12 protein-coding genes and 1 pseudogene are annotated in these 8,947 nt (G+C 69.5%); 8 read left to right on the top strand and 5 right to left on the bottom strand.

The window, feature by feature from the left end; genetic code table 11:
• Positions 1-20: 20 nt before the first annotated feature.
• The 3 genes and pseudogenes from AAG827_RS02625 to AAG827_RS02615 form a co-directional block, all read right to left on the bottom strand.
• Positions 21-194: pseudogene (locus AAG827_RS02625) on the bottom strand (IS3 family transposase); the annotation flags it as partial.
• Between the two features lie 59 nt (positions 195-253).
• On the bottom strand, positions 254-1,093 hold the full coding sequence (gene mshD, locus AAG827_RS02620) for a mycothiol synthase (RefSeq protein WP_341924241.1): 840 nt from the start codon (positions 1,091-1,093) through the stop codon (positions 254-256).
• 16 nt (positions 1,094-1,109) lie between these two features.
• Positions 1,110-1,850 (bottom strand): response regulator transcription factor, encoded by a 741-nt coding sequence (locus tag AAG827_RS02615; RefSeq protein WP_341924240.1) that lies wholly within the window; start codon positions 1,848-1,850, stop codon positions 1,110-1,112.
• Positions 1,851-2,036: 186 nt separating this feature from the next.
• Here AAG827_RS02615 and AAG827_RS02610 point away from each other — a divergent pair, with 186 nt between their 5' ends.
• Positions 2,037-2,237, top strand: coding sequence for a MoaD/ThiS family protein (locus AAG827_RS02610; RefSeq protein ID WP_341924239.1), 201 nt, complete (start codon positions 2,037-2,039; stop codon positions 2,235-2,237).
• A 90-nt stretch (positions 2,238-2,327) separates the two neighbouring features.
• Positions 2,328-2,798 carry a thioredoxin family protein gene (locus tag AAG827_RS02605; RefSeq protein WP_341924238.1) on the top strand — a complete coding sequence of 157 codons (471 nt, stop codon included), beginning with the start codon at positions 2,328-2,330 and terminating at the stop codon, positions 2,796-2,798.
• A 12-nt stretch (positions 2,799-2,810) separates the two neighbouring features.
• Here the strand turns inward: AAG827_RS02605 and AAG827_RS02600 are convergent, their stop codons facing one another.
• Positions 2,811-3,833 (bottom strand): GDP-mannose 4,6-dehydratase, encoded by a 1,023-nt coding sequence (locus AAG827_RS02600; protein WP_341924237.1) that lies wholly within the window; start codon positions 3,831-3,833, stop codon positions 2,811-2,813.
• 312 nt (positions 3,834-4,145) lie between these two features.
• Between AAG827_RS02600 and AAG827_RS02595 the strand changes: the two genes are divergently transcribed.
• The 4 genes from AAG827_RS02595 to AAG827_RS02580 all read left to right on the top strand — a co-directional run bounded on the left by AAG827_RS02595 (position 4,146) and on the right by AAG827_RS02580 (position 6,059).
• A complete protein-coding gene (locus tag AAG827_RS02595) occupies positions 4,146-4,619 on the top strand; it encodes a DUF4395 domain-containing protein (protein ID WP_341924236.1) in 474 nt (157 codons plus the stop codon).
• 40 nt (positions 4,620-4,659) lie between these two features.
• Positions 4,660-5,523, top strand: coding sequence for a sulfurtransferase (locus AAG827_RS02590; protein ID WP_341924235.1), 864 nt, complete (start codon positions 4,660-4,662; stop codon positions 5,521-5,523).
• Positions 5,523-5,822: a DUF1416 domain-containing protein gene (locus AAG827_RS02585; RefSeq protein WP_341924234.1), complete on the top strand. Its 300-nt coding sequence runs from the start codon at positions 5,523-5,525 to the stop codon at positions 5,820-5,822. Before AAG827_RS02590 ends, AAG827_RS02585 begins: the two co-directional genes overlap by 1 nt.
• A gap of 102 nt (positions 5,823-5,924) precedes the next feature.
• Positions 5,925-6,059: a hypothetical protein gene (locus tag AAG827_RS02580; RefSeq protein ID WP_341924233.1), complete on the top strand. Its 135-nt coding sequence runs from the start codon at positions 5,925-5,927 to the stop codon at positions 6,057-6,059.
• Here AAG827_RS02580 and dtd read toward each other — a convergent pair.
• Positions 6,037-6,489 (bottom strand): D-aminoacyl-tRNA deacylase, encoded by a 453-nt coding sequence (gene dtd / locus AAG827_RS02575; RefSeq protein ID WP_341924231.1) that lies wholly within the window; start codon positions 6,487-6,489, stop codon positions 6,037-6,039. The two genes, AAG827_RS02580 and dtd, sit on opposite strands and share 23 nt — an antisense overlap.
• Positions 6,490-6,700: 211 nt before the next feature.
• On the opposite strand from dtd, the gene AAG827_RS02570 reads away from it, so the two are divergent.
• Positions 6,701-7,126 carry a hypothetical protein gene (locus tag AAG827_RS02570; RefSeq protein ID WP_341924230.1) on the top strand — a complete coding sequence of 142 codons (426 nt, stop codon included), beginning with the start codon at positions 6,701-6,703 and terminating at the stop codon, positions 7,124-7,126.
• A 3-nt stretch (positions 7,127-7,129) separates the two neighbouring features.
• Entirely contained in the window at positions 7,130-8,938 is a 1,809-nt protein-coding gene (locus AAG827_RS02565) for a DUF4012 domain-containing protein (protein WP_341924229.1), read from the top strand.
• The last annotated feature ends 9 nt before the right edge of the window (positions 8,939-8,947 follow it).

Here is an 8,947-nt window from a genome sequence, read left to right as displayed (position 1 = left end):
AACGTGCTGGGGATTTCTATCTAGGCTGCCTGGTCGGCAACTGTGCTCATGATGAGTTCGAACTCGATCGGGGTCAATCGGCCGAGGCGGTCCTGGCGTCGGCGGCGGTGATAGGTCCTCTCGATCCAGGACACGATCGCGATGCGGAGTTCAGCGCGTGTCTCCCAGCGGCGACGGTTGAGCACGTTCTTCTGCGGCTGTCGATGGCGCGCGAAGACGAGGCCATTCACCCGGCACGACACCCAAATCAATGTCAGCCACGTCGGATGCCGGCAACAGGCGGGCGCGCGTACTGCGCGTGCGTGTCCACACCGACGTGCTCGAAGCCGAGTCCGCCATAGATCGCGACCGCTGGCGCGTTGTCCGACTCGACGTAGAGCAGTACCTGGTCGACTCCAATACCCACCAAGTGGTGCAGTCCGGCTAGCGTCAGGTGCTTGCCGAGACCTCGCCCCTGCTCGGCAGGATCGATCCCGACGACGTAGACCTCACCGAGCGAGGGTGAGTGCCGCTTGGTCCAATGGAAGCCGAGCAGCGAGCCGTCCTCGCCCTCCGCCACCAGCAGCCCCGCGGTGTCGAACCACGGCTCCGCCATCCGCTCCGCCAACTCTGCAGCGTCCATTGAGCCCTGCTCCGGGTGGTGGGCGAAGGCAGCGGCGTTGACCCTCAGCACCTCCGCGACGTCGCGCTCCTCGTAGCCGCGCACCACCACCCCGGCCGGCACCGACAGCGCGGGCAGCACGATGGACGACGCGCGTCGCATCACCCACAGCTCGCGCACCTTCTCGAACCCGTGCGCCGCGGCGAGGGCGGCTGCCGCTGGATGGTCGCCGTGCGACCACGCCAGCAGGCGTCCCTCGCCGTGGGTGTGGAGCACCTGTGTCAGCAGCCGGCGCCCGACCCCGCGCCCCCGATCCTCCGGCGAGACCACCAGGGTCACCTCGTCGGCGATCAGCAGCGCGAAGCCCGACTCCTCCACCCACGACCGCACCCGCTCCGGGTGATGCCGCAAGGCGCGCCACGTCGCCTCGTCGACAGCCGAGGCCCCGTCGACGATCTCGGCGGCAGCAGCAATCTGTTCCAGGGAGCTCACGGAGCCACCTTAAAGATCAGACGTCGGCGTTCTCCCGCGCGGAGAGGGTCGCCGCGTCGGCAGCGCCTTCCTTCTCCTTGGCCGGCAGCACGAAGCGGTAGCCCACGTTGCGCACGGTGCCGATCAGCGTCTCGTTCTCGACGCCGAGCTTGGCGCGCAGTCGACGCACGTGCACGTCGACGGTGCGGGTGCCGCCGAAGTAGTCGTAGCCCCACACCTCCTGCAGCAGCTGCTGGCGGCTGAAGACACGACCGGGGTGCTGCGCGAGGAACTTCAGGAGCTCGAACTCCTTAAAGGTCAGGTCCAGCGAGCGGCCCCCCACCTTGGCGGTGTAGGTCGCGTCGTCGACGACGACCTCGCCGGAGCGGATGACGTGCGCCTCGGGGTCGGCGGCCTCGCGGCGCGCGTTGAGACGGCCGATGGCGAGCTTGATGCGCGCCTCGAGCTCTGCGGGGCCGCAGGTGTGCAGCACGACGTCGTCCATGCCCCAGTCGTGGGAGACGACGGACAGGCCGCCCTCGGTCACGATCAGCAGGACCGGCACGTCGGTGCCGGTGGTGCGGATCAGCCGGCTGAGGTCACGCGCGCCGGCGAGGTCCTGGCGACCGTCGACGAGCAACAGGTCGGCCTCGGGCGCCTCCAGCAGGGCGCTTCCCTCGGCTGGGAGGATCTTGACGGTGTGGCCCAGCAGCGACAGTCCGGGTAGGACCTCGGCTGACGGCTGGAGCGCGCTGGTCAACAGCAGCAGGGTGCTCACAATGGTCTCCTCCCGGTGGGGGCGGGGACCGAAACGCAACACTGGGCTCCGGTCAGGCGAATCTAAGAGGAATAATAGCGAAACGTGAGCGTCACATCGGATCGATCCACGTTAAATGAGACCCAGCCCATACGCGTCAGCTACTGGGCTGCGGCCCGATCTGCGGCTGGATGTGACGGGGACGACGTGCCTGTTACCGGCCCGACATCTCTCACCGATGTCCTGCGCCAGGTCGCCCAGCTCCACCCCGACACCCGCCTGATGGCCGTCCTCGACACCTGCTCGGTGCTCCTCGGCGACCGCCCGGTCGCCACCGAGGACCCCGACGAGCTCATGGTCCCGCCCGGCTCCGAGCTCCAGTTCCTCCCGCCCTTCGCCGGCGGCTGAGCCCGTGTTCGTTGGTCGAGCCCGAGGAGCGCTAGCGACGAGGCGTCGAGACCGCGGAATGCCTAAGAGCCAAGGATCGTTGACCACTCCGTGACACCCGGACAGCTCGTGCTCCTCATCGCCGTGATCGCCGCCCTGGCCTTCGGCGGCTACCGCGCCCTCACCGATGGCCGCTTCCGCGGCACCCACCGGGTCCGCGATGCCGAGACGTCACCCAGCCCCGACGCGCCGGCAGCAGCCCCGGAGACCCCGGCCTCGGTCCTCGCCGACACCGACTGGTCCAGTCAGCTCGGCGAAAAGGCGACGCTGCTGCAGTTCTCGAGCGCCTTCTGCGCCCCGTGCCGCGCCACCCGACGCATCCTCACCGAGGTGGCCGAGGTCGTCCCGGGCGTCACCCACCTCGAGGTCGACGCCGAGCAGCACCTCGAGCTGGTTCGCCGTGTCGGGGTCCTGCGCACCCCCACCACGCTGATCCTCGATGCCCACGGCACCGAGGTCACCCGCGCCGCCGGCGCTCCTCGCAAGGAGCAGGTGCTCAGCGCCTTGGCGCAGTTGTCCTGAGGCAATGATGACCTAGGTAGGGAAGAGATACTCGGGTGACTCCTCGACCCCCGAGCGCAGCCGCTCGATGTCGGTCAGCACCATGTGCTCGATGATCCTCTCGAAGGACAGCGTCGGCTCCCAGTCGAGCTCCTCACGCGCCTTGGCCGGGTCGCCGTAGAGGTCTACGACATCCGCAGGTCGCATCAGTGCCGGGTCCTGGCGCACGTAGACGGACGGGTCGTCGAGTCCGATTGTCGCGAACGCGACGTAGAGCAGGTCCGACAGTGACCGTGAGCGGCCTGTCGCCACGATGAAGTCGTGCGGATCGTCGAGCTGCAGCATCAAGTGCATCGCCCGCGCGTAGTCGGCCGCGAAGCCCCAGTCGCGACGAATATCGAGGTTTCCGAGCGTGAGCGTCTCGCGACGGCCCAACGCGATCTCGGCCACGCCGCGCGAGATCTTGCGGGTGACGAACTGCGCCGGACGCAGGGGGCTCTCGTGGTTGTAGAGCGTTCCCGTGCTGGCGAAGAGACCATACGACTCGCGGTAGTTGACGGTGAGGTGGTGCGCAAAGCTCTTCGTCGCAGCGTAGGGGCTGCGGGGGTGGTGGGGCGTCCCCTCCGTCTGCGGCTGCTGGTCGGAGATGCCGAACATCTCCGAGCTCGACGGCTGGAAGAACCTCGGGGCGTGACCGTGACGCTCGCGGAAGCCGATCAGCACCTCCAGCATCTTGAGCACTGCGAGACCGTTGGTCTCGGCGACCACCTCAGCCTGGCCCCAGCTGGCGCCGACGGAGGTGAAGCCCGCGAGGTTGTAGATCTCGTCGGGGTGCAGCTCTTCGAGCGTCGTCTCGAAGCCAGCCTTGTCCCGTTGGTCGAGCGGTCGTACGTCGACCCCATCCAGGTAGGCGCCACGACCGGGCGCGGATGTGCTGCCGGGCTTGGTTGTGCCCACCACGGTGTAGCCGAGCGAGAGCAGGTGTCGTGCGAGATAGACGCCGTCCTGGCCGCCGACTCCCGTGATGAGGGCGGTCGGCCCTGTGACAGTGGTCATGGTGGGGGAATCGTAGCCACAGCCCGGCCATCTTGAATGGTGGACTAGAGGACCAAATGGTGAGATCTAGTTCGTGGTCGGGGCTGCGGCCGCCCTACTCTGGACGCATGTCCTCGACCTGGTTGACCAAGCGACGCGCAGTGGACCACTGCCGCGTGCGCTCGTCCCTGTGTCGAATGTCCTGACGGGACCCCGTCTCCGACTCCGCTAAGTCGACTGGATCACTCCAGTAAAGCGTGAGTCGTCGCGCTCTGCAGGAGCGCCCCAGGGTTCCGTGCCCCTGCCCGTCATCAGGACATCCAGGAGACACGCATGACCACCCAGATCGATTCCCGCGGACCGCAGTTCACCGCCGCCGTGACCAGCGTCGTGCTCGCCGCGGTGCTGCTCACCGCACCCAGCACCTTCGCCACGGTGCTCCTCGCTGCGCAGGCGGCGCTCTTCGCCGTCGGCGCCGGCCTGGGCATCCAGCGCACCCCGCTGGCCTGGGTCTTCCGCACCGTCGTCCGCCCGCGCCTCACCGGCACCCCCGAGTGGGAGGACGCCGCCCCTCCGCGCTTCGCCCAGGCGGTGGGCCTCGGCTTCGCCCTCGTCGGCGTCATCGGCTTCGCCAGCGGCGCGAGCGTCGTCGGCCTGGTCGCCACCGGCTTCGCCCTGGCGGCCGCCCTGCTCAACGCCGTCTTCAAGTTCTGCCTCGGCTGCGAGCTCTACCTCCTCTCCCTCCGCGCCGTTCGTTGGTCGAGGAGCGAGCGAAGCGAGCGTCTCGAGACCCCGCAGTTCAACTGACACCACTGACTTCCGCTTCACCCAACAGAAAGAGAAACCAATGACTCGCGAGAGCTCGCTCGTCACCGCCCAGTGGGTGGAGGACAACATCGACAACGCCGACATCGTCATCATCGAGGTCGACGAGGACACCACGGCCTACGACAAGGGCCACATCAAGAACGCGATCAAGCTCGACTGGACCACCGACCTCCAGGACCAGGTCCGTCGCGACTTCGTCAGCAAGGCGCAGTTCGAGGCGCTGCTGAGCGACCGCGGCGTCGGCAACGACCACACCGTGGTGCTCTACGGCGGCAACAACAACTGGTTCGCCGCCTACGCCTACTGGTACTTCAAGCTCTACGGCCACCAGGACGTCAAGCTCATGGATGGCGGCCGCAAGAAGTGGGAGCTCGACTCCCGCGAGCTCACCGACGAGGTCCCCACCCGCGAGAAGACGTCCTACGTCGCCACCGAGCAGGACCGCTCGATCCGCGCCTTCCGCGACGACGCCGTCGCCGCCATCGGCGTGCAGAACCTCATCGACGTCCGCAGCCCCGATGAGTACGCCGGGCGCCTGCTCGCCCCCGCGCACCTCCCGCAGGAGCAGTCCCAGCGCGCCGGCCACGTCCCCACGTCGCTCAACGTGCCGTGGAGCAAGAACTGCAACGACGATGGCACCTTCAAGTCCGGCGCGGACCTCAAGGCGCTCTACGCCGAGGTCGGCATCGACGACTCCAAGGACACCATCGCCCTGTGCCGCATCGGCGAGCGCTCCTCGCTCACCTGGTTCGTCCTCAAGGAGCTCCTCGGCCACGCCAACGTGAAGAACTACGACGGCTCCTGGACTGAATACGGCTCCCTCGTCGGCGTCCCGATCGCCCTGGGCGACGAGCCCGGCTCCGCTGACGGGCAGACCTCCTGATGTGCGGCGCGACTGAGGGCGGTCTGTCCCTCGACGGTGTCAACGTTGCCAAGGAGGCCGTGATCCAGGGCCAGGTCCTGCGCGGCGGCACCGACCCCGTCGGCAATGCCTACGTGCGCCTGCTCGACCGCACCGGTGAGTTCACCGCCGAGGTCCCGACCTCCGCCACCGGCCACTTCCGGTTCTTCGCCGGCGAGGGGGAGTGGACGCTCCGCACCCTCGCCCCCAAGGCCGAGCCGGTCGACAACAAGGTGGTCGCCGCCATCGGCTCCGTCGCCGAGGTCACCGTCACCATCTGATCCACCCGAGGGCCCCGGCCGTCATCGACCTCTGTCGGTCGACGGCCGGGGCCCTTCTGTGTAATCTGGGGTCCCTAACATTGCTTTTCCGGGGGGTTGATGATGGGTCGACGATCGAGCGCAACGAAGAACCCGGCGGACCACCGTCAGCGGATGGCCGTCATGCAGACCATCGGGCTGGTCCTGTTGGCCGCGCTGGTCCTCTGGGTGGTCGTCATGTCGTTCCAGCCGAGCTGACCTCCGGGCGCTCCAGCAGCAGGGTGATCGGCCCGTCGTTGGCCGAGGCCACCCGCATGTCGGCACCGAAGACCCCGCGCGCCACGCGCGCACCGAGCCCCTCGAGCGCGGCGCACACGGCTTCGTACGCCGGCTCGCTCACCGGCCCCGGAGCCGCCGCCTGCCACGTGGGCCGTCTCCCCTTCCGAGCGTCGCCGTAGAGGGTGAACTGGCTGACGACCAGGATCGGCGCGCCCACGTCCGAGGCCGACTGCTCATCGCGCAGGATCCGCACGTCCCAGATCTTGCGCGCCATCCACGCGACCTCCTCCGCCCCGTCGTCGTGCGTGATCCCCAGGTAGACCAACAACCCCGGCCCCTCGATCTCCCCGACGACGACCCCGTCCACCGTCACCGACGCCGACAGGACCCGCTGCACCACCGCTCTCATCCCCACAGTGTGGAGCGCCCCCTCGCTGGTCGAGCAGGGAGGCGCGCCAGCGCCGAGCGCCCGTCGAGACCACATCAACCGTTGGTCGAGCAGGGAGGCGCGCCAGCGCCGAGCGCCCGTCGAGACCCCCACCCAGCGGTCTAGTCCGACGTGCCGTCACGCACCCCCGCTCGTTACGCCGTCAAGTGCCACTCACCCCCGGGAGCGCCTCGTGCTGAAGAAGACCCTCGTGACCCTGCTGACGACCGCCCTGATAAGCGCCGGCCTGGCAGGTGTCTCGTCGTTCACGACGACCGCCCAGGGCGCGGATCCCTACCCCGGCACAGTCCCGACGCTCTGCGACACCGGCGGCCCGCACACCCTCCGGAGCGGTCGGTCGCCTCGCTCCAGCCTCTACGTCAAGCCGGCCGGGAGCGGTCGCCCCAAGGGCTCTGTGGCGGTTCAGTACATCTACCAGCCGACCGGCAAGGTGCGCGGCGCCAAGTCCGTCACCTACTCCGGCAAGCGCGTGAACTTCCGCGGGCCGAAGCTGAACAAGCCCGGACGTTGGCTCATCCGCCTGACCTTCGACACCCCCAGCAAGTCCGTCTACCAGGGGTGTAAGGACAGCTACACCCTCACGGTCAAGCGCGGCTAGCGCGTGGGTCTGGTCCGACGCCGGTCGGCTCGGACGAAGGAGATCGCGCGCTGGGAGGGGCGCCTCGACGAGCGCAGACGTCGCTGGGTGCTCCCGGCGGCGGTCCTGGGCGTCCTGGTGGTCATCGGCGCCTACGCCGCCTTTGACGCCTGGCGCGTCCAGCGGGCCCTTGTCGACGCCGACGCCGCGGCGCGTGCCCTGCGGACGGCCATCGATGCGCAGGACGACCCGGCGATGCGCGCCGCGTCCTACGACCTGGGCCTGGCCGCCTCGCGTGCTGCGAACCGCACGGACGGTCCGTTGTGGGCCGCCCTGGGCCACCTGCCGGTCGTCGGCGACGACGTGCGCGGCGTGCGTGCCTTGAGCGGCTCGCTCGACCTGGTGGCGACCGACGGGGTGCCGAGCGTGGTCGAGGCGCTCGCCGGCTTCGAGGGCGTCAGCGAGGGCGGGCGGGTCGACATCGCCCGGGTCCGCGCGTTCGAGGCGCCGGTCGCCCAGGCGAGCGCCGCCTTCAGTGACGCGACCGCGATGGTGGACGACATCGACGCGTCCGGCTTCCTGGGCGCGCTCCGCCCCCGCTTCGAGAGCTACGTCGAGCTGCTGGGCTCCACCGACCGCGGCCTGCGCTCCGCGAGGACCGCGACGCAGGTGCTGCCCGGGCTGGTGGGCGCCGAGGGTCCGCGTGACTACCTCCTCGTCTTCCAGAACAACGCGGAGATCCGCGCCACCGGCGGCCTGCCCGGCTCCTGGGCGCGCGTCCATGCCGAGGCGGGTGAGCTGACCCTGGTCGAGCAGGGCTCCGCGAGCCGCTTCGGTGCGCGTCCTACGCCGGTGCTGCCGCTCACGCCCGCCGAGACCGCGCTCTACGGCGACCTGCTCGGCACCGACTTCCGCGACGCCACGTTCACCCCCGACTTCCCGCGCGCCGCCGAGCTCATGGCCGCCCGCTGGGAGGAGGAGGTCGGCACCGTCGAGCTCGACGGTGTCATCTCGATCGACGTCGTGGCCCTGAGCTATCTGCTGGAGGGCATCGGCCCCGTCGCAGCCCCTGGCCTGACCCTCACGGCCGACAACCTCGTCGAGACCGTCCTCAGCACGGCCTACCGCCTGCTCCCGCCTTCCGAACAGGATGCCTACTTCGAGGACGTCGCGGAGGCCGTCTTCGAGGCGGTCAAGGGCGACCGGGCCTCCGAGCTGCGCCTGGTCCGGGCCTTCGACCGCGCCGCGGGGGAGGGGCGCTTCCGAGTGGCGTCGTTCCTGCCGCAGGAGCGCGACCAGCTCGCCGGGTCCCGTGTCGTCGGCGACCTGTCCGGCGACGACGGGTCGGTGCCGCACGTCGACATCGACCTCAACGACGCGACCGGCTCCAAGATGTCCTACTACCTGCGCGCCGAGTCCTCCGTCGTTGCCACCGCCTGCGACGGAGGAGTCCAGACCCTCGAGGGCGAGCTGCGGCTGCGTCAGACGGTCGACCGCGCCGAGGCCAGCCGCCTGCCGGACTACGTCACCGGCGGCGGGCGCTACGGCACGGACCCGGGCGCGCAGCTCGTCCTGGTCCGGCTCTACGGGCCATACGGCGGCGAGCTTTCCGGGCTGACGGTCGACGGGCAGGCCGTCGACGACGTGGTCGAGGTCGTCGACCTCGACGGGCGGCCGGCGGCCACCGTGAGCGCCTACGTCGACTCGCGGACGCCGGTCCTGGTCGAGTGGGGCATGAGGACGGGGAGTGGTCAGTCGGCGGGAGGGATCCTGATCCAGACCCCTGGGATGACCCCAAGGGCCTATGAGCGCTCCATCGAGTCAATCTGCTGAGAGCAGCGG

Source organism: Nocardioides psychrotolerans, assembly GCF_943371775.1.
Taxonomy (GTDB): domain Bacteria; phylum Actinomycetota; class Actinomycetes; order Propionibacteriales; family Nocardioidaceae; genus Nocardioides; species Nocardioides psychrotolerans_A.
This window is presented reverse-complemented; position numbering and strand designations above follow the sequence as displayed.

What these genes read in the sequence shown, in the direction of transcription:
- AAG827_RS02580 (WP_341924233.1), top strand. Translation starts at nt 5,925, where the DNA reads ATGGGTCGACGATCGAGCGCAACGAAGAACCCGGCGGACCACCGTCAG.
- AAG827_RS02595 (WP_341924236.1), top strand. Translation starts at nt 4,146, where the DNA reads ATGACCACCCAGATCGATTCCCGCGGACCGCAGTTCACCGCCGCCGTG.
- AAG827_RS02585 (WP_341924234.1), top strand. Translation starts at nt 5,523, where the DNA reads ATGTGCGGCGCGACTGAGGGCGGTCTGTCCCTCGACGGTGTCAACGTT.
- AAG827_RS02590 (WP_341924235.1), top strand. Translation starts at nt 4,660, where the DNA reads ATGACTCGCGAGAGCTCGCTCGTCACCGCCCAGTGGGTGGAGGACAAC.
- AAG827_RS02600 (WP_341924237.1), bottom strand. Translation starts at nt 3,833, where the DNA reads ATGACCACTGTCACAGGGCCGACCGCCCTCATCACGGGAGTCGGCGGC.
- dtd (WP_341924231.1), bottom strand. Translation starts at nt 6,489, where the DNA reads ATGAGAGCGGTGGTGCAGCGGGTCCTGTCGGCGTCGGTGACGGTGGAC.